The 18,099-nt window shown below is 71.9% G+C and carries 16 protein-coding genes and 1 pseudogene; 12 read left to right on the top strand and 5 right to left on the bottom strand.

The genetic code is table 11. The features are described from left to right. The first annotated feature begins 3 nt into the window (after positions 1-3). Together paaD and paaE are read left to right on the top strand one after the other, a co-directional pair. Positions 4-561, top strand: a complete 558-nt coding sequence (paaD, locus tag ACFVX9_RS05510) for a 1,2-phenylacetyl-CoA epoxidase subunit PaaD (protein WP_380478477.1) — start codon at positions 4-6, stop codon at positions 559-561. Next, positions 562-1,746: a 1,2-phenylacetyl-CoA epoxidase subunit PaaE gene (gene paaE, locus ACFVX9_RS05505; protein WP_380424571.1), complete on the top strand. Its 1,185-nt coding sequence runs from the start codon at positions 562-564 to the stop codon at positions 1,744-1,746. Positions 1,747-1,794: 48 nt separating this feature from the next. Here the strand turns inward: paaE and ACFVX9_RS05500 are convergent, their stop codons facing one another. After that, positions 1,795-2,916 carry an NAD(P)-binding domain-containing protein gene (locus tag ACFVX9_RS05500; RefSeq protein WP_387980696.1) on the bottom strand — a complete coding sequence of 374 codons (1,122 nt, stop codon included), beginning with the start codon at positions 2,914-2,916 and terminating at the stop codon, positions 1,795-1,797. Positions 2,917-3,106: 190 nt separating this feature from the next. Beyond that, on the bottom strand, positions 3,107-3,478 hold the full coding sequence (locus tag ACFVX9_RS05495) for a YbjQ family protein (RefSeq protein WP_063349920.1): 372 nt from the start codon (positions 3,476-3,478) through the stop codon (positions 3,107-3,109). A 122-nt stretch (positions 3,479-3,600) separates the two neighbouring features. Between ACFVX9_RS05495 and ACFVX9_RS05490 the strand changes: the two genes are divergently transcribed. From ACFVX9_RS05490 to ACFVX9_RS05470, 5 genes and pseudogenes are all read left to right on the top strand, one after another. Further along, positions 3,601-4,533 carry a hypothetical protein gene (locus tag ACFVX9_RS05490; protein WP_363366980.1) on the top strand — a complete coding sequence of 311 codons (933 nt, stop codon included), beginning with the start codon at positions 3,601-3,603 and terminating at the stop codon, positions 4,531-4,533. Positions 4,534-4,626: 93 nt separating this feature from the next. Beyond that, positions 4,627-5,121: a hypothetical protein gene (locus ACFVX9_RS05485; protein WP_380373101.1), complete on the top strand. Its 495-nt coding sequence runs from the start codon at positions 4,627-4,629 to the stop codon at positions 5,119-5,121. A 107-nt stretch (positions 5,122-5,228) separates the two neighbouring features. Then, entirely contained in the window at positions 5,229-6,011 is a 783-nt protein-coding gene (locus ACFVX9_RS05480) for a peptidyl-tRNA hydrolase (protein WP_387980509.1), read from the top strand. 130 nt (positions 6,012-6,141) lie between these two features. Next, a pseudogene (locus ACFVX9_RS05475) lies at positions 6,142-6,291 on the top strand (LuxR C-terminal-related transcriptional regulator); the annotation flags it as partial. A gap of 164 nt (positions 6,292-6,455) precedes the next feature. Beyond that, a complete protein-coding gene (locus ACFVX9_RS05470) occupies positions 6,456-9,146 on the top strand; it encodes an ATP-binding protein (protein ID WP_387980507.1) in 2,691 nt (896 codons plus the stop codon). Between the two features lie 43 nt (positions 9,147-9,189). Here ACFVX9_RS05470 and ACFVX9_RS05465 read toward each other — a convergent pair whose 3' ends face one another. Then, a complete protein-coding gene (locus ACFVX9_RS05465) occupies positions 9,190-9,633 on the bottom strand; it encodes an acyl-CoA thioesterase (protein WP_387980505.1) in 444 nt (147 codons plus the stop codon). 176 nt (positions 9,634-9,809) lie between these two features. Between ACFVX9_RS05465 and ACFVX9_RS05460 the strand changes: the two genes are divergently transcribed. From ACFVX9_RS05460 to ACFVX9_RS05445, 4 genes are all read left to right on the top strand, one after another. Beyond that, the gene (locus tag ACFVX9_RS05460; protein WP_387980503.1) at positions 9,810-11,108 is read left to right on the top strand and encodes a glycosyltransferase; all 1,299 of its coding nucleotides are present in this window, start codon (positions 9,810-9,812) and stop codon (positions 11,106-11,108) included. Between the two features lie 133 nt (positions 11,109-11,241). Further along, positions 11,242-11,772, top strand: coding sequence for an RICIN domain-containing protein (locus ACFVX9_RS05455; RefSeq protein WP_387980501.1), 531 nt, complete (start codon positions 11,242-11,244; stop codon positions 11,770-11,772). Beyond that, positions 11,769-12,299, top strand: coding sequence for an RICIN domain-containing protein (locus tag ACFVX9_RS05450; RefSeq protein ID WP_380373115.1), 531 nt, complete (start codon positions 11,769-11,771; stop codon positions 12,297-12,299). Before ACFVX9_RS05455 ends, ACFVX9_RS05450 begins: the two co-directional genes overlap by 4 nt. Positions 12,300-12,393: 94 nt before the next feature. Continuing rightward, entirely contained in the window at positions 12,394-15,108 is a 2,715-nt protein-coding gene (locus tag ACFVX9_RS05445; RefSeq protein WP_387980498.1) for a phosphatidylinositol-specific phospholipase C domain-containing protein, read from the top strand. A 343-nt stretch (positions 15,109-15,451) separates the two neighbouring features. Here ACFVX9_RS05445 and ACFVX9_RS05440 read toward each other — a convergent pair whose 3' ends face one another. Then, complete coding sequence (locus tag ACFVX9_RS05440) at positions 15,452-16,033, bottom strand: DUF2269 domain-containing protein (RefSeq protein WP_387980496.1); 582 nt, start codon at positions 16,031-16,033, stop codon at positions 15,452-15,454. A 98-nt stretch (positions 16,034-16,131) separates the two neighbouring features. Next, complete coding sequence (locus tag ACFVX9_RS05435; protein ID WP_387980494.1) at positions 16,132-16,905, bottom strand: SDR family NAD(P)-dependent oxidoreductase; 774 nt, start codon at positions 16,903-16,905, stop codon at positions 16,132-16,134. 438 nt (positions 16,906-17,343) lie between these two features. Between ACFVX9_RS05435 and ACFVX9_RS05430 the strand changes: the two genes are divergently transcribed. Next, positions 17,344-18,084 (top strand): hypothetical protein, encoded by a 741-nt coding sequence (locus ACFVX9_RS05430; protein ID WP_387980492.1) that lies wholly within the window; start codon positions 17,344-17,346, stop codon positions 18,082-18,084. Positions 18,085-18,099: the final 15 nt, after the last annotated feature.

The following is an 18,099-nucleotide window of genomic DNA, read 5'->3' as shown; positions in this document are numbered from 1 at the left end:
GCGGTGACGGAGCGCGGGACGGCCTGGGAGGTCGCGGCGGCCGTGCCGGACCCGGAGCTGCCCATGCTGACCCTGGCCGACCTGGGCGTGCTGGCCGAGGTGGAGGTGGACGACGGCGCGGTGACCGCCTGGCTGACCCCGACCTACTCGGGCTGCCCCGCCGTGGCCGAGATGGCCGCCGACGTGGACCGGCGGCTGCGCGCGGCCGGGTACCGGGACGTCCGGGTCCGGCTGAGGCTGGATCCGCCGTGGTCGACCGATCTGATCACCGCCGAGGGCCGCCGCAAACTCGCCGAGGCGGGCATCGCCCCGCCGCGGCCGACCTCCGCCGCCGGCGTGGCCGGCGCGGTCCCGCTCGTGCTCGGTCCCACCCGCACCACCGCCCCCACCGCCACTCTGGCCGGCACTGCCGCAGCCGCTGCCGCAGCCGTTCCCGTGCCCTGCCCGCGCTGCGGCGACGTGGACACGGAGGAGCTGTCCCGCTTCGGTTCCACCGCCTGCAAGGCGCTCTGGCGCTGCCGAGCCTGCCGGGAGCCGTTCGAACGCGTCAAGGAGATCTGAATGCCCGCCGCTTCGCACGCCGCCTCCCAGGCCGACGCCGCCGCGCACGCTGACGCCGACGCCCCAGCCGACGCCCCCGCTGAGGCCGCGGTCTCCACGGTGCGCCCCGCCCGCCGCCCGACCTTCCACCGGCTGCGGATCGAGCGGGTCGAACGGCTCTGCGACGACGCCGTGGCGGTGACCTTCGCGGTGCCGGACGGGCTCGCGGCGGACTTCGCCTTCCGGCCGGGGCAGACCCTGACGCTGCGCAAGGTGGTGGACGGCGTCGACGAGCGCCGCTCGTACTCGATCTGCGCCCCCGTCGGCGGGCCGCTGCGGATCGCCGTCCGGGAGGTGCCCGGCGGGCTGTTCTCCCGGTGGCTGGTGCGGGACGCGGGGCCGGGCGAGGAGGTGGACGTGCTGACGCCGTCGGGCCTGTTCACCCCCGACCTCGGCGTTCCGGCTGAGCACGTGCTGCTCGCGGCCGGTTCCGGCATCACCCCGATGCTGTCGATCGCCGCGTCCGTCCTGGCCGCCGACCGCAGCTCCACCGTCACCCTGCTGTACGGCAACCGGCGCAGCGACACCGTGATGTTCGCGGACGAGCTGGCCGACCTGAAGGACCGCTACCTCGGCCGCTTCCAGCTGGTCCACGTCCTGTCCCGGGAGACCCGTGACGCGGAACTGCTCAGCGGGCGGCTGGACCCGGAGCGGGTGCGGGCGCTGCTGGCGGCGCTGGTGGATGTCGGGAGCGTCGGGCACTGGTGGCTGTGCGGCCCGTTCGGGATGGTCGTCGGGGCGAAGGAACTGCTCGCCGGGCTGGGCGTGCCGGGCGAGCGCGTGCACCAGGAACTGTTCCACGCCGAGGACGAGCCGGTGTCCGAGCGCCCGGAGGACCGGGACGGCGCGGCGGGAGCGGCCGACGGCCCGCACAGCGAGGTCACCGTCGTCCTGGACGGGCGCGGCAGCACGCTCTCCCTGCCGTGCGACCGCTCGATCCTGGACGGCGCCCAGCGCTCCCGCCCCGACCTGCCGTTCGCCTGCAAGGGCGGGGTCTGCGGCACCTGCCGCGCGCTGGTCACCGAGGGCGAGGTCGAGATGCGGCGCAACTTCGCGCTGGAGGAGAAGGAGCTGGCTGCCGGCTACGTCCTCACCTGCCAGGCCCGCCCGCTCACCGACCGGGTGACGGTTGACTACGACCGCTGAGCGGTCGGCCGCCGCACCCTTCCTCTCCTGCTTCCCCTCCAGACTGCTTCAGACCACGGCTGGGGCGGGCAGCCTGGCCGGGTCGCCGAGCAGGTGGGCGAGGTCGCTGACGGCGGCGCGGCCGGCCCGGTTGGCGCCGATGGTGCTGGCGGACGGGCCGTAGCCGACCAGGTGGACGCGCGGGTCGGCGGTGGCGCGGGTGCCGGTGAGCGCGATGCCGCCGCCGGGGGAGCGCAGCCCGAGCGGGGCCAGGTGGCCGACCTCCGGGCGGAAGCCGGTGGCCCACACGATCGCGTCCACCGTCAGCTCCTCCTCCCCCCAGGCGACGCCGTGCTCGGTGAGCCGGTCGAACATCGGGCGGCGGTGCAGCGCGCCCAGTTCCTCGGCACGCCGGTAGGCGACCGACGGGCCGAGCCCGGTGACGCTCACCACGCTGCGCACCGGCAGGCCCTGCCGGACCCGTTCCTCGACCTTGGCGACCACCGCGCGCCCGTACTCGGGGGTGAACGGCCCCTCGTGGTAGACGGGCGGGGTCCGGGTGACCCAGACCGTTTCGCCGACCGCCGCCACCTCGGACAGCACCTGGATCGCCGAAGCGCCCCCGCCCACCACCAGGACGCGCCGGCCGGCGAACTCCCCGGGGCCGCGGTAGTCGGCGTAGTGCAGTTGGCGACCGGCGAAGTGGCCCGGGTAGTGGGGCAGGAAGGGGCGGGTCCAGGTGCCGGTGGCGTTGATCAGCGCGCGGGTGGACCAGGTGCCGTGGTCGGTCTCGACCAGCAGCCGGGAGTCCGGGCGGTCCGACTCGGCGCGCACCGCGCGAACCGCGACGGGGCGTACGACCGGGAGCGCGTGCCGGGCCTCGTACGCCGCGAAGTACCCCGGCACGACCTCGCGCGCCGGGGCCTCGGGGTCGGGCGCGGGGAGTTCGGCGTCCGGAAGGTCGTGGAAACCGTGCACGGTGGCCATCCGCAGGGACGGTGAGCGGTGTGCCCAGGCGCCGCCCGGCGCGGGGTTGGCGTCGAGCACGACGAAGCCGCCGTCGGCGTCCGCCGGGTAGGGGGCGAAGCCGCGGCGGCTGAGGTGGTAGGCGGCGGACAGTCCGGCCTGTCCGGCGCCCACCACCAGGACGTCCACCACCTGGATGTCCACTACCGCGATGTCCACTACCAGGGCGTCCGCGTGCCGCTGCCCGCCATTGGTTGCACCGTAAACAGTCACGCCGGTGAAACATCGGGGGTGCGGCGGGTGTTCCCGCCGCGTCTGCGGGTGCTCGCGGTCCCGGGGTGCTTACGGTCCCGGGGTGCTTGCCGTCCCGCCGCGTGGCGCCCCGCGCGGGCGACGGGTCAGCTCGGGCGCCGGGTCAGGCGGCCGGGGAGATCACCGCGGCCGTGCCGTAGGCACAGACCTCGGTGCCGACGTCCGCCGCCTCCGTCACGTCGAAGCGCATCATCAGCACCGCGTTTCCGCCGCGCGCCTTGGTCTGCTCGATCAGCCGCTGCATCGCCTCGTTGCGGCTCTCGACCAGGGTCTTCGTCAGGCCCCGCAGCTCGCCGCCGATCAGCGACTTCAGTCCGGCGCCGATCTGGCTGCCGATGTGGCGGCTGCGCACGGTCAGCCCGAAGACCTCGCCGATCACATGATCGACCCGGAAGCCGGGGATGTCGTTGGTGGTCACGACCAGGACGTCGGCGTTCGGGCCCTGCCCGCCGCCGTACTCGTTGATGTCAGCCATGGGCCCATCCTGCCCTGTCGTACGTCCGAGTGATCGAGGCGGGGCCGGGCGATGGCCGAGAAGGGGTCCAGAAGCTGGTTCAGACCGGTGATCGGGCGGCCGAAAGGCCGTACCGTAGCCCCATGGGCGAGCGAAGCGATCATCCACAGGGGCCGGGCGCGGCGGAGGACTCCGGCGCGCAGGAGATCGAGGCGACGGTGGTGCTGGGCCTGCGGATCACCGACTGGCCGGCGCTGCGCGCCGCCGCGATCAGGGCCGTCGAGGAGCTGGTGTTCGAGGGCATCGACCCGGCCGGCCAGCGCCGTGAGCTGCTGCGCGAGGTCTCCGAGGACGCCAACGCGGCGCTCGGCGCACTGCTGCACCCGGACCGGCTGGTGGCCGCGATCCCCGGGGTCGAGGCGATCGGCGGCACGCTGGAGATCAGCGTCACCGAGGACTTCGCGCCGGACTTCGCCGAGCTGTTCCCGCTGGAGGGCGACGAGGACGAGGACGGCGGCGCCGGCGCGGACTGGACCCTCACCCCGCGCACCGCCTGCCTCCTGCACGCCCAGCTGATCGGACTGGCCGACGCCGCCTACGACGACTTCGACGAGCACGGTGACGACCCGGTCGTCGACGGCGAGGACGCCGACTGGTCGCTCTACGCCCGCCTGCCCCAGCGCACCTGGCGGTTGCACCGGAACTGGCGCCGCGCCATGGCCCGGGCCTTCGACGACCTGGCCGACGACCTCGCGCTCGGTGAATGGCCGCTGCCGCGCTGTCTGGCCGAGGACATCGGGCTGCGGATGGCCCTGGTGGACGCCCGGGCCCTGCTCGGCGCGCAGCCCGAGTCGGTGGCCGACATGATGGGCGACCTGCCGGCCGACCTGTACGACTACGACTGGGACGGCTGCCACGACGAACTGTTCGGCGTCTACGGACCGGACGACGGCGACCCGGAGCTGGGCGCTGAGCAGCGCACCGAAGTGCTGTTGGCGGCCACGCACCCGGAGGGCTGGTTCCTGACGTACGAGGACGCGGAGGCGCGGGACCCGCAGCGCGGCTACCGGCGCTGACCGGCCGCCGGGCTGGTCCGGTTTTCGGGCCGGGTTGGGGTGGTTCGAAAGGCTTTTCGGGCGCCGCGACGGGTCGGCGACTAGGCTGCGGGCATGTCCGATACGTCTGATGTGCGTGCGGGTCCGGCAGGCGGGGACGACCAGGTGTTCACCCGGATCGCGCTCGGCCTGGACGGCGTCCAGGCCGCCCAGCACGGGCGGACGGCCGAGGCGCGGGCCAGCTTCGAGGCGCTCTGGGCGGCGCTCGGCGAGCGGGGCGACGTCTTCCACCGCTGCGTCCTCGCCCACTACCTGGCCGACCTGCAGGACGATCCGCAGGACGAGCTGGAGTGGGACCGGCGGGCGCTGGCCGCCGCCGACTCGCTGACCGCCGAGCGCGCCCAGACCTACGAGTCCGCCCTCCAGGTGCGCGCGTTCTACCCCTCACTGCACCTCAACCTGGCCTCGGACCACCTCAAGCTCGGCGAGCCCGACCTCGCGCGCGAGCAGCTGGAACGCGCCGTGCGCAGCCTGGACGCGCTCCCCGAGGACGTCTACAGCGCGAGCATCCGGTCGGCCGTCGACGAACTGCGGCAGCGGCTGCGCTGAGCGGGGGTGTGCGGGGGTGTGCAGGGGCGGGGGTTGGCAGGGGCAGGGGCGTACGGGCCCCCGGCACCGCGTGATCACCGGGGTGGCGGGGCTGGCATGCTGGACGGGTGACTTCTCCGTTCGACACCCCTGCTCCCGCTTCCGCTTCCGCTTCCGCTCCGGCGCCCGTTTCCGCTGCCGACGGCTCCCCGGCCCCGGCGGACCGTGACGCGCGGCCGCAGTACGTGCTGCCGCTGCTCGTCCGGCTGGAGAAGGCCACGCCGCCCGGGCGGACCGACGCGCTGGAGACCTCGGCCCGGGCGGTGCTCACCCTGCTGTCCGACTCGCGGGTGACCGACGCGGACGGCGAGTGGGCGGAGCGGGTCGAGGCCTGGGAGGACGCCCGGATCCGCAAGGTGGTCCGGCGGGCCCGGGGCGGGGAGTGGCGCCGGGCGGGCGAACTGCCGGGGATCACGGTGAGCGGACGGGAGGCCGAGGTGCGGGTGTTCCCGCCGGTGCCGTTGGACGGCTGGCCGAAGGACCTCGCCAAGCTCCAGGTCTCCGGGACGGACCTGGAGGAGACCGCCGAGGTCGGCGCCCCTGAGCCCGGGTTGCCGGTGCTGTGGCTCAACCCGGAGCTGGAGATGAGCGCGGGCAAGACGATGGCGCAGACCGGCCACGCCGCCCAGCTGGCCTGGTGGCGGCTGGACGAGGCGCAGCGCAAGGAGTGGGCCGAGGCCGGATTCGCGCTCGCGGTGCGGACGGCCCCGGCGGAGACGTGGGAGGCGCTGGTCGCCAGCGGTCTGCCGCTGGTCCGGGACGCGGGCTTCACCGAGATCGCCCCCGGGCTAACTGTTGCACTCGAAGGCGGCACGCGCTACTGCCCCACCCCGCGCCTACGACGCCCGTGAGCGCACCACGCTGAACCCGACACGGCAGGGTAGCGGGTGAGGAGCTTCACCGTGCGCCGTGGTCCGGTTACGTGAGTGAGCGTCCTCACGCCGCAGGAGCTCCGCGTCGCCCCGCCTCGCGGGCCAGGGGCTCACCAACAAGGAGATCGCCGCGCAGCCTCTGATCAGCCCGCGCACCGTCGGACACCATCTGGCCGACGTCTTCCCCGAAATCGGCATCGCTTCGCGCACCGACCTCGCCCGGGTCGACTTCGAGGACGGCCTCAAGCTGACCGGCTGACCGGCACGGCGTCCTGGCCTGCGGTGGCCGGCTCCCGCATGGGGACGTACCGAGGCGGCGGATCGCGGACCGCGCGATCGCCGGGGCGTCCGTCTCCCCGCCGGCTCCGCAGGGTCCGGGAGTTAGGGTTACCTGGTTACAAGATCGAACATGGGGGTGGGGACATGCTGGTCATGGGGGGAAGGCTGCCGGGGAGGGCTGCGGAGCTCCAGGTGCTGGCCGAGGCCGTCGGGGCGGCAGGTGTGGGGCGCGGCAGGGTGATCGTGCTCTCGGGCGAGGCCGGCATCGGCAAGACGACGCTGCTGCGGTACGCCGGTGATCTCGGCCGCGCCGCTGGGATGTGCGTGCTCCGGGCCAACGCCAGTGTGCTGGAGCGTGAGTTCGCCTTCGGTGTCGCACGGCAGCTGCTTCCGGATCTCGACGGGGCCGTACTGAAGGCGAGGGTCGAGGATCCGTTCGAGGCGGTCCAGGCTCTTTTCTCGGGGATCAGGGAGATCGCCTCGGCCGGGCCGGCCCTGCTGGTGGTCGACGACCTGCAATGGGCCGACGCGGCCTCGCTGCGTTTCCTCAACTACGTCGCGACACGGATCGGCACGCTGCCGGTCACGGTGCTGGCCGGGCGCCGCCTGGACGACACGGAGGGCGAGCCGCTGGTCGCCGAACTGACCGCGCGTGCGGACCAGGTGTGGGTGGCGCCCCTGGATGTGGGCGACGTCGCGGAACTGGCCGGACGGGCGTTCGGCCAGGAGGTGGACGACGGTTTCGCTCGGGCCTGCCACGCGGCGGGCGGCGGCAACCCGTTCCTGGTCACCCAGGCGCTGGCCGTGCTCCAGGAACGCGGTGTACGCCCGACGGGGGACGCGATCCCGGACGTGACGAGCGCGACCTCGCAGGCCGTCGTCGACTGCACCGCGTCCCGCCTGCGGACCGTGGACGGCGCCCTGGAACTGGCGCAGGCGCTGACGGTGACCGGGGACCACGGCAGTCTCGAACTGGCCGTCGAGGTGGCCGGGCTGACGACGGACCGGGCGGCGTCGGCGCTGGACGCGCTGCTGCGCGGCCGCATGGTGAAGTACGAGCAGGACGAGATCGTCTTCGTACACTCCATCATCGCCTCGGCGGTGGCCGCCACGCTCAATCCGCTGCGCACCCGTGCCTTGCACGTCACAGCGGCCGAGTTCTGCCACCGGCACTTCCTCAGCACCGAGCGGATCGCCGCCCACCTGCTCCAGGCCGGGCCGCCCCGCGAGGACTGGCAGGTCGACGTGCTGACCGAGGCGGCGGAGGGCAGCCACCGGGTGGGGGCGTTCGAGTCGGCCGCCACGCTGCTGAGGCACGCGCTGAGCGCGCCCCGCCTGCCGGACGGCCGGCGACTGCGCCTGCGGGCCGGGCTCGGCGCCGCCCTGATCGTCGACGACACGGCCGCGGCGCGGGAGACGCTGGCCGAACTGCTGCCGCTGACCAGCGGTGACCTGTACGCCCAGGTGGCCTCCGACCTGCTCCTCGCTACCTTGAACACACAAGGATTCAGCGCGGGAACGACGGTGGTGGGCGCCGTCATCGACACGGTGGCCGGGCACGATCTGGCCGCGGTTCTTCCACTGATCGCCCGCTCGATGGGCGCCGGCTGGCTGTCCGACAGCCCGGTGCGCGCGGTCCTGGACCAGGTGGAGACCGTGGCCAACGCCCATCCGCACGGCCTGGCGATCGTGTGTGCGGCCCGCGCCCAGCTCGCCGGGGAGATCGCCTCGGACGCCGAGGCCGGCGCCGTTCAGGCGGCCAGGGCACTGGACCTCTTCTGGGGCGCGGGGGAACCCGAAGCGGCCGACATGCACATCCAGTACGGAGCGATCCAGGGGCTGCTGACAGCCGAACGCTTCGACGACGTTCTGGCCTGGACGGCCAGGGCGGAGGAGCTGGCGGCTCGCCGGGGCTGGCCGGTCGTGTTGCGGGGCACGGCCTGGGTCCGGTTCATGTGCGCCTTGCTGGCCGGCCACACCGACGACGCGTTGGCCGCGGCCCGGGTCGTCGAGGGGCCCCCTGCCACTCCCGGGAGCGGGAGACCTATCTTCCACGCGGGCGGGTTCGTCGCGGGCGCGCTGCTCGCGGCGGGCCGCCTCGACGAGGCGGAGGAGGCGCTGGGGGCGCTGGCCTCCGGTGAACTCCGCTCGACGGACCAGTTCGTGGTGGCGGGTACGCGTGCGGGTCTGCGACTGGCCCAGAACCGGTGGGAGGAGGCGCTCGCGGACGCCCTCATGTGCGGGCGGCTGCTGCCTGCGCCGGTGGACAACCCGCTGGTCCTCCCCTGGCGGTCCCTCGGAGCGCTCGCCGCACACGGGCTGGGCGACGTGGAGCAGGCCCGCCGACTGGCCGACGACGAGTTGCGGCCGGCCCGCCGGTGGGGCACCCCGCACACGCTGGGCGTCGCGCTGTCCGCGGCCGGGATCGTCCACGGGGACACGGCCCTGCTGCGCGAGGCCGTCGACCTCACCCGGGGCACCCCCGCCCGGTCGGCACTGGTGCGGGCCCTGCTGGCGCTCGACGAGCCGGACGGACTGGCCGAGGCACTGCGGATCGCGGAACAGTACGGGATGGGTCTGTTCGTGCCCGCCCTCCGCGAGGCGCTGCGCGCCCACGGAAGGCGCCCCGGCACCAGGCCGGCGACCGCCCTGACCCGCGGCGAACAGGCCGTCGCCGACCTGGCGGCCCGAGGACTGACGAACGCGGCGATCAGCGGCCGGCTGCATCTGGCGCCGCGCACGGTCGAGCAGCACCTGACGCGCACCTACCGCAAGCTGGGAATCGCCGGGCGCACGGAGCTGGCGTCCGCGCTGCGGACCGCCCAGCGCCGCTGAACACGAAGCCTCCACTGGTCCGTTCCGGAACCCCGGACCGGCCCTACGGCGTCGCGCTCCCGGCGACCTGCGGCGAGAGCCCTTCAGCGACACGCAGCCCGTCGCTGAAGGGCACGGGACGCCCGGTTCCCGGATCGAGGTTGACGATGGCCCGGTGGCCTTCGGCGTGCACCGCCGACCGGTCGGGCGACAGGATCCGGTAGCCGTGCACGCAACTGGTCCTTCCCATGCGCTCGATCCAGAAGTGCACGACCGGCGCACAGACTCCCGTGATCGGCCGATGGAAGGTCGCCCTGACCTCGCGGACGGCCACGAGGACGTCGGGGAAGGCCGAGACCGCCGCGTCGGGAGCCCAGCCAAGCCGCAGCCAGTGTGCGTGGATCGCCCGTTCGACGAGTGCCGCGTAGCGGGAGTTGTGCAGCACCCCCATGGGGTCCAGGTCGTCGAAGTGCACCGAGAGCTGCTCGTAGTGTCCGGGGTCCTTCATTCGGTTCTCCAGGCAGGGACGGTGGATGGCCATCGACAGGTTAGGCGGGGACGGAGCGGCCCGGCACCGTGCGCCGCCTGTCGCCGCCGAATACGCGGTCCGCCGCGCAAAGTACGCGGTATCCCCGGCCCGGTTGACGGTTACCGCAGGTCAGCACGGGGTTCTAGCGTCTTCCCATGTCCAAGATCATCACAGCCGCCATTCCGGCGCACGGCCACACCGGACCGCTGCTCGCCATCACCGCCGACCTGGTCGCGCGCGGCCACGAGGTGGTGTTCCTCGGCGGCGCACGGTACGGCAAGGCCGCCGAGGCGGCGGGCGCGCGGTTCGTCGCGCTGCCCGCCGAGTCCGACTTCGACGACCGCGACCTGGGCGCCGCCTTCCCCGGGCGGGACGGGACCACGCCGGGCCCGGAACGCGTCGCGTTCGACATGAAGAACGTCTTCCTGGACCCGATGCCCGGTCAGTACCGCACCCTGAACAGGCTGCTGTCGGAATTCCCCGCCGTCGCGGTCATCGCCGACTCCGGCTTCGTGGGGGCCCAGGCCCTGGCCATGGCGCTGCCGGCGGACCGGCGGCCGACGGTCGTCAGCATCGGGACCGGCGTCCCGCCGCTGCAGAGCGTGGACACCGCCCCGTTCGGCCTCGGACTGCCGCCGGTTCCGGGCGAGGAGGGACGCGCCCGGAACGCGGCGCTCAACGCCGAGGTGGCCACGCTCATGGAGCCGCTCACGCGCTATGCGGCGGAACTCTTCGCCACGGTGGACGCACCCCTCCCGGACGGCCCCTTCGGCCACGTCCTCGCCACCGTCGCCGACCACTTCCTCCTGCTGACAGTGCCCGGGCTCGAGTACCCGCGCACCGACGCCCCGCCGACCCTGCGTCTCATCGGGGCGCTCCCGGCGCCCGCGGGCGACGAACCCGAACTGCCCGGCTGGTGGGACGACCTGACGCAGGACCGGCCGGTGGTCGTCGTCACCCAGGGCACCGTGGCCAACGACGACCTGGACGAACTGATCGCCCCCACCGTACGGGCCCTGGCCGGCCAGGACGTCCTGGTGATCGCGGCCACCGCCCGCCCGGACGGCCCCCGGATCCTGACCGGCCTGCTCGGCGAACTGCCCGAGAACACCCGCGCAAGCGGCTACGTGCCCTTCGAGCTGCTGCTGCCGCACGCCGACGTCCTGGTCACCAACGGCGGCTACGGCGGGGTGCACACCGCGCTCCGCCACGCCGTCCCCCTGGTCGTGGCAGGCGCATCCGAGGACAAGCCCGAGGTGGCCGCGCGAGTGCAGTGGAGCGGAGCCGGCATCGATCTGCGCACCGGACGCCCGACGGAGACCGCGATCACCGAGGCGGTCACCGCGGTCCTGGGCGACCCCCGCTTCGGGGAGAAGGCCCGTGCCCTGCACGACGAACTCAGCCTGCACCGCCCGCTCGACGTGATCGCCCACCTGGTCGACGGGCTCAACTGAGAGGCACCGCGCACACCGGCGGGGAAGGCCCTCACCGAGCCCGCCGCCGACCGGCCCGCCGTCCTCAGCATCGGCATCTGCCCGTTCGGCGTGCCGAGCCTCGACACCGATTTTTGCAAGGAAAGGAAACCTGTTGAAGACCTATACAGGCGCAGGCAGGGCTGCGGTGGTTGCCGCGGCGGCTGTCGTGGCCATGCTCGCCGTGGTTCCGGACGCCTCGGCCGGCACCGGCTGGGGGAAGCCGATCGAGGCGGTCGCGTCGCCGGGTAAGTGCCTGGACGTGCGGAACGGGAGTCTGGACAACGGCACATCCGTGGAGATCTGGGACTGCACCGGCGGCTGGAACCAGAAGTGGGACGTCGACTTCCCGGACGGCCGGATCAAGGTGTCCGGGACGTCGAAGTGCCTCGACCTGCCCGCAGGCAACAGCTACAACGGTGCAAAGCTTGAGATCTGGGACTGCAACGGGGGATCCAACCAGCAGTGGAACGTGTCGCTGCGCCAGTTCGGCAGGGACAACACGGACTACTGGATGTCGAACCGGAGCGACCAGGGCGAGCGGCGATGCGCCGACAAGACCGACGGCGGGTCATGGAACGGGAACCCCGTCCAGGTGTGGGACTGCGACAACAACAACCTGAACCAGGGCTGGAGGATCCGGTGAAGCCCGCTGTGCTCATGTCCAAGGCCGGGGCCGTCGCCGCCTGCGCCGCGATCGCCACCCTCGGGCTGGGCACCGTGGCCTCCGCCGCTCCGCCGCCCGGCGAATTCCCGGTGGAGGTGCGGCTGTCCGGTACCACCAAGTGCCTCGACATCCCCGGCAACAACCCCTACAACGGCGCCCCGGTCACGCTCTACGACTGCAACGGCACCTCCGCCCAGACCTGGATGCTCTCCTCACTCGACTCGAACTCCACCTCGTTCGCACTCAAGAACTGGGGCAAGTGCCTCGACATCCCCTGGGCCAACAGCTACAACGGCGCGCAGCTGCAGATCGTGGACTGCGGCTACAGCACGGCCCAGCAGTTCTCCAGCCACGCCCTGGGCTCGGCCGACAGCATCCGCAACTCCATCGACGATGCCACCAGGTGTGTCGACGACCCGCGCGGCGGCCTGGACAACGGCAACCGGATCGAGCTCTGGGACTGCAACGGCGGCTGGAACCAGAAGTGGGAGATCCGCCGCCGCTGACGGTCCTCCGTCGTTTCCCTCCCGGCCCCGGCGCGTCTCCTCGCCGCGCCGGGGCCGTGGCATGCAAGAAGCAAGAAGCAAGAAAGGAACACTGGTGAAACGTCACCAGCCCGTAATCCGTCACGGGTGGCACCGACTCGCCACCGTGCTCACCGCGGTCATCGCCATGGCGGGTGTCCTCACCGCCGTCAGCCCGAACCAAGCCTGGGCGAGCGGTGACGACCCGGCCTACAAGTCGCTGAAGAAGGCGAACAATCCGGACTGGATGAAGGACCTCGGCGACGACACCCCGCTCGGCTGGCTGTCCGTGCCCGGCACACACGAGTCGATGTCGATCCGCGGTGGTGACAGCACCTACACGCAGGAGGACTTCGGCGCCAGCGCCAAGACGCTGGCCGCCCAGCTCCAGGCCGGCATCAGGGCGATCGACATCCGGGTGCGGGTGATCGGCGGCGGGTTCACGATCCACCACGGTGTCGTGTACCAGGAGGCGAACTTCGCCGACGCCCTCAAGGTGCTGGGCGACTTCCTGTCGTCCCATCCGAGCGAGACGGTCCTGATGCACTTGCGGGCCGAGTGCGACAACAGCAGCAGTGCCATCACCGACTGCAACGACAAGCCGAAGAGCACGAGTAGCGAGGACCGCGTCAACGTCTTCCGCAAGTACCTGGCCGATGACCCGAACGGAAAGTACTTCTGGGGTCCGTCGGTCAGCGGGAACGGGCAAGCCGATGTGCCGAACCTGGGCGAGGTGCGCGGCAAGGTCGTGCTGGAGCGGTTCCGGAGCGTGGGCGACTTCAGCGGCAAGTACGGTCTCACGGGCGGCAGCTACTTCATCCAGGACGACTACACGGTGCCGTCAGTCCTCGACGGCGACATCATCGAGAAGGTCGAGAAGGTCCGAGGCCAGCTCGATGCCGCCGACAAGGACACCGACCCGAAGCACATCTACCTGAACTACACGAGCGGTTCCAGCGCCTTGGCGTATCCCAAGGCCGTGGCGGACCGGGTGAACGCGAAGGTCCTTTCCCCGCTGGGCGCGACGAGGAACCGAACAGGCGAAGTGCTGATGGACTACCCCGGATACGGGATGATCAACACGATCATCGCCGCGAACCGGCCGTGGAAGGACCCCGCGCAGAAGACCGTCTTCGAGGACGACTTCAACGGCCCCGCCGGAGCCGGGCCCGACTCGAAGAACTGGGGGTACGAAACCGGCGGGAACGGGTGGGGCAACAAGGAGCGCCAGTACTACACGGACAGTACCGACAACGCCCGCCTCGACGGTGACGGCAATCTCGTGATCGAGGCCCGCAAGGACAACACCGGCGGTCTGAACTGTCACTACGGCCCCTGCGAGGTGACCTCCGCCCGTCTCGTGGGTGCGGGGAAGGTCAGCGCGAAGTACGGCCGCATCGAGGTGAAGATCAAGGTCCCGGGGGCGAAGGGCGCCTGGCCGGCGTTCTGGATGCTGGGCGACACCATGCCCCAGGCGGGCTGGCCCGGCGCCGGCGAGATCGACATCATGGAGAACATCGGCAACCAGCCCAACCGCCTCATGGGCACCGTGCACGGCCCCGGCTACAGCGCCTCCGGCGGCATCGGCGGCGAGCTGATGAACGACCAGCCCCTCGGCGACGCCTTCCACACCTACCGGGTGGACTGGGGACCGGACCGCCTCACCTGGTTCTTCGACGGCAAGGCCTACCTCAGCGTCGGGCGGGAGGACCTGCGCGGCTACCCGTGGGTGTTCGACCACCCCTTCTACCCGATCCTCAACCTCGCCGTCGGCGGCGACCTCGGCGGCAGCGTCGACCTGGGCGACTTCCCCGCGCAGATGGCCGTGGACTACGTGAAGATCACCGACCTCGGCGGAGCCAACCCGCAGCGCTCGAACCCGCCGACCACCGGCAAGGGCTGGCGGACCTGGCGGCCGGAGGCCCCGGCCGTGGCGATCCGCAGCACCGCCGACAACACCGTCCTGGACGTGCAGTACGGATCGCACGACAAGGGCGCCAAGGTCGTCACCTGGGACTACACCGACGCCGACAACCAGCGCTGGCAGATGCTGCGCCACGCCTGGGACAACGACTTCATGTACCGCAACATCGGCTCCCAACTCGTCCTGGACAAGGACGGCGGCGGAACCGGGGTCCTGCAATGGGAGTTCACCGACGCCAACAACCAGGACTGGGTCTTCGCCGACGCCCCCGGCGGGGCGAAGGGCGAGGTGCAGATCAAGAACGGCGCGAACAGCGGTTGCCTGACCAACAAGGGGCGCGGCAGCCAGGTCACCACCGAAGCGTGCCGCGGCGGGGACCGCAGCCAGGTCTGGATGCTCGACGACGTCCACCGCGGCGGCGACCTGGGCAAGCCGGTGTGGCAGGACTGGAACATGGAAAGCAAGAGCCTGAACATAGAGAACGCGGCCACCGGCGAGGTCCTCGACGTCCCTGGAGGTTCCACGGAGGCCGGCGCCCAGGTCGTGACCTGGGGGGCCAACGGCGGAGGCAACCAGACCTGGAAGATGTACCGGCGCACCACGGAGAACCGGTTCATGTTCACCAACCTCAACTCCTTCCTGGTGCTGGATAAGAACCGCTCCGGCAATCAGGTCGCCCAGTACGACTTCGGCGGGAACGCGAACCAGGAGTGGATCTTCGAGGACGCCGACACCGGCACCGTCTCCATCCACAACGGCATGGGCAACGGGTGCCTGACCAACGCCGGTCACGGGAGCCAGGTACAGGTCCAGCCGTGCACGAGTGGTGACCGCAACCAGATGTGGCGGCTGAGGGAAGTCCCCTGACCATCAGGCGCTCGTGAGGTCCTTGATCTTTTGTGTGACCAGCTCGGCCTGTAGATCGCGACCGGTGCGGTTCGGGTGCAGGACCCAGGCGCATGGAGATCGCGCCGGGTAGCTGCACGGTGATCGCGGACCACCCGGCATTGCGGGGGCGGGGGACTGCTGAGGTCTGAGGTCTGACGTCCGGGAGCCGACAGCTGGCGTCTGGCGTCTGGCGTTTGACGGCAGACGGATAACAGCGAACAGCTGACAGATTTCGAAATCTGCCAGCTGTTCGCTTGGGGCGACACGTTCGCGCGGCATGGCTTTCTACCGCGGCATCCAGCGAGCTCGGCCCTGGCTTGGCTCACCCGCCACTGGGCCGTGACCGGGCATGGCGGCGTCCCGACGGTTTGGCGACGGAGAGCACGACGTTGGCGACGTACACCGACAGCGCGACGATCGGGATGATCACCAGGTTGTAGCGGGTGAATCCGAGGTGCATGTCCGCGATGGTGCCGGTGGGGTGCTGGTCCACCAGGTGGGCCGCTTCGTGCAGCCGGGCGGTGAGTTCGAAGATCGAGGCGGCGGTGGCGGCCAGGGTGAGCCAGAACTTGACGGCAACCCAGCGGTACCTGAACAGGCGCCAGGGGGTTCCGAGTGCGAGGAGCAGGCCGGTCAGCAGGGAGAGCAGGCTCAGCGGGAGGACCAGCGCGTCGCCGAGGAGCGGCATCGTCCGGTAGGCGCTGCGCAGGGTCTCCGCGCTGTCCGTCAGCAGCCCTGTCGCGCCGAGTGTGAGCAGGCAGAGCATCAGGCCCAGCCAGCTGATCGAGCTGATGATATGCACGACCACCGCGCTCTTGCGGGCAGTCGGTGAGAGGCGGAAGTTCTTGGGCTGCCGGGTGCCCGGATGGGGCGTTGCCACGGAGGACGCGGCGGGGGTGGTCATACGGGGTCCTTCGGGAGACGACGGGGGAGGGGGCCTGCGTCAGGCTCTCGTGGCGAGCGCCGTGGTCGCCGGCCTGTGGCTGCGGCCGGCCACCGGCGTCAGAGCATGATGCGCCCGCCGGCCACGTCGATCGTCTGGCCGGTCAGCCAGGACGACGACTCGGACGCGAGGAAGAGCGCGGCGTGAGCGACATCGGCGGGCACTCCTGCGCGGCCCAGCGGGAACTGCCTGACGATCAGCGGGAGCTTTTCGGCGGGTATGCGCTCCTGCTGGCTCTCCGTCATGATGAGGGATGGGGCGAGGCAGTTGACCCGCACGCCGTGCCGGCCCACCTCCTGCGCGACCTGGCGGGTGAACATCAGCACGCCTGCCTTGGCCGCCGCGTAGGAGGCGGCGGCACCGCCGGGAAGCCGCCCGGCGGTGGACGCCATGGTGATGATCGAGCCGCCGCCGCGCTCGATCATGCCGGGCAGGAAGGTCTGCACGGCCAGGAAGGTGGTGGTCAGGTTCAGGTCGACCACCGAGTGCCAGTGCTCCAGGCTCATCTGCTCGATCGGCACCGGGTCGCCGCCTCCGCCGACGAACGCGCAGAGCACTTCGATCGGACCGACGGACTGCTCTGCCTGTGCACGCAGCCGTACGAGGTCGGCGGGATCGGTGCAGTCGGCAGTCATCGCGACCGCCGTTCCGCCTGCCGCGCGGATCTCGCCGACCGTCAGGTCGACGGCACTCCGGTCGCGGCCGACGACGGCTGCCTTGACACCGTTGGCGGACAGGGCTTTTGCCGTCTCGGCTCCGATGCCCCGGGATCCTCCGGTGACGAGGGCGGCCTTACCTGCGAGATCGGGATAGGTGGGCAGTGGCGTGGTCATCAGTGGGGCTCCGTGGATTCTCGGTTGACGGTCAGTCAGTCGGCTGGCGGGCGGCGTGGCGCCGCCCGTGCCGACCCCAGAAATCCTCGTTGCCGTGCCTGTATGCCGTCGTCGCCCGAGCGGCGGCCGTCGGGATACTCCCGCTGTCGTAGCGTTGCGTTTTGGTAGTACGACGCTGGGCGGAGGCCGAAGTGCCGGGCTCAGACCAGTTGCTGACACAGAACAAGGACGGTGCTCTCCCGGCGGCCGAGCCCTTGGTGCGACCCACGGCTGAAGCGCCAGGCCTGGGTGAGGGCGGCCGGTGATCCGGTACCTGCGCGGGCGTACGGCCGAAGCCTTCCTCCGGAGGACGCCCCGGCGCGGCCGGTGCGGTGAACTGAACCGCGCCGGACGTGGGCCTTCCAACCGGCGCCGTCCCTTGCCTGGAGGCTGTCGACCTTGTCGTCCTTCACCTCGCCCCGTCGGTCGTCCGCGGGAGCGCTCAGCGGCATCCTGTACGTGCTCCTCTTCGTGGCCGGCCTCGTCATCAGCGGCATCACCGCGCCCTCCGGGCCGTTCGCCACCCCGTACTCCAGCGACGACGTGGTGCGCAAGTACCTGCTCGCCGATCCGGCGGCGCTGCACCGCTCGCTTCAGGTGGGAGCCCTGTTCCAACTGCTCTCGGCGCTGGCGCTGCTGGCGTTCGTCCCCTGGCTCACAGAGTTCGTGGGCCGCCACGGCACCCCGGTGCGGGCGGGTGTGGTCCGGGCGGCGGGCAGTGCGTCCGGGGTCCTGCTGGTGCTGTCCGCGAGCGTGGGTTGGGTCCTGTCGCTGTTGGGCACCGCCGCGGACCTGTCGGTGTCCCGTGCCCTCATGGACCTCGCCTTCATCACCGGCGCTGCGCCCGCGATCGGCACGCTCGGCGTGGTCCTGTGGCAGGTGTCGCGCACCGCGCTGGTGAGCCGGGCGCTGCCCGCCTGGGTGGCCTGGTCCGGACTGGCCCTGTCCGCCGCGAGCATGTTGTCCCTGCTCTCGCTGGTCGCCGAGCCGGCCACGCTGCTGATCCCGGCCGGACGTTACGTCGGCTTCCTCTGGTTCGTCGCGGTGAGCCTGACGCTGTGGCGTCGGGACGGCGGCACCCCCTCCACGGGCCGGTCGGGTACTACGGTGGGAGTAGCTGCACCCGCACCCGCGAGCTGATGCCCGGGTGTGGCG

The sequence above is a fragment of the Kitasatospora sp. NPDC058243 genome (genome assembly GCF_042882025.1).
Classification (GTDB): Bacteria; Actinomycetota; Actinomycetes; order Streptomycetales; family Streptomycetaceae; genus Kitasatospora.
The sequence above is the reverse complement of the archived record's forward strand: the minus strand, read 5'-3'. Positions and strand labels throughout refer to the sequence as shown.

Coding starts and splice junctions, on each gene's coding strand:
- ACFVX9_RS05465 (WP_387980505.1), bottom strand. CDS start 9,633: ATGAAGGACCCCGGACACTACGAGCAGCTCTCGGTGCACTTCGACGAC.
- ACFVX9_RS05490 (WP_363366980.1), top strand. CDS start 3,601: ATGGGCGAGCGAAGCGATCATCCACAGGGGCCGGGCGCGGCGGAGGAC.
- ACFVX9_RS05470 (WP_387980507.1), top strand. CDS start 6,456: ATGCTGGTCATGGGGGGAAGGCTGCCGGGGAGGGCTGCGGAGCTCCAG.
- ACFVX9_RS05495 (WP_063349920.1), bottom strand. CDS start 3,478: ATGGCTGACATCAACGAGTACGGCGGCGGGCAGGGCCCGAACGCCGAC.
- ACFVX9_RS05460 (WP_387980503.1), top strand. CDS start 9,810: ATGTCCAAGATCATCACAGCCGCCATTCCGGCGCACGGCCACACCGGA.
- ACFVX9_RS05440 (WP_387980496.1), bottom strand. CDS start 16,033: ATGACCACCCCCGCCGCGTCCTCCGTGGCAACGCCCCATCCGGGCACC.
- ACFVX9_RS05485 (WP_380373101.1), top strand. CDS start 4,627: ATGTCCGATACGTCTGATGTGCGTGCGGGTCCGGCAGGCGGGGACGAC.
- ACFVX9_RS05435 (WP_387980494.1), bottom strand. CDS start 16,905: ATGACCACGCCACTGCCCACCTATCCCGATCTCGCAGGTAAGGCCGCC.
- paaE (WP_380424571.1), top strand. CDS start 562: ATGCCCGCCGCTTCGCACGCCGCCTCCCAGGCCGACGCCGCCGCGCAC.